Source organism: Psychrobacter nivimaris, from assembly GCF_904846365.1.
Lineage (GTDB): Bacteria > Pseudomonadota > Gammaproteobacteria > Pseudomonadales > Moraxellaceae > Psychrobacter > Psychrobacter nivimaris_B.
On the sequence record NZ_CAJHAL010000082.1, the window covers coordinates 1 to 609 of the forward strand.

Here is a 609-nt window from a genome sequence, read left to right on the forward strand (position 1 = left end):
AGTTTGCAATTAGCGCAAGAATCGATATGACTATCATGGTAGAAAAGTCAGGTAACTGCTCATTGCCAAAGAAACGTCTTAGTACTTCTAAAAAACCAAGAATCGCTAGCGTAATTTGAAAATATCCGGCAATTCTAGCAATCCGTTTTTTCTTAATGACCGTTCCACCGACCGCAAATAAGCTAATTCCGTACACGAAGCTATCTGCTAACATATCTAAGCTGTCGGCGACCAACCCCATCGAACGAGAAATCAGTCCCGTGCTCATTTCAATAATAAAGAAAGCAAAGTTAATGACCAGCACTATCCATAGTAGCTTTCTTTGCTCAGCATCTTTTTTGTGACTAGAGTCAGCATCAATTTTAAAATTATTGTTGGGATCAGAGGGGTCAATGGTTTCGGTCGAGAGTAGGGTGTCTCCTAATTTTAGGTCATGAATAGCAGTCTCTATCCCTTCTATATTGTCATGATGAAACACAGTTAATTGACGGTTAGGAATGTCGAACTCAAGATGTTCAATATTCGAGTGGCCCTCTAATTTCATTCGGATTAGGTTTTCCTCCGAAGGGCAGTCCATCTTCGATATTTTAAAAGTTGTTTTATTCATAG

The 609-nt window shown here is 39.2% G+C and carries 1 protein-coding gene; it reads right to left on the reverse strand.

Annotation, left to right across the window (positions count from 1 at the left end):
- Window positions 1-544 (reverse strand): cation transporter (locus tag JMX63_RS14440; RefSeq protein WP_265089112.1); only part of this gene is annotated, 544 nt, incomplete at its 3' end.
- Between the last annotated feature and the right edge of the window lie 65 nt (window positions 545-609).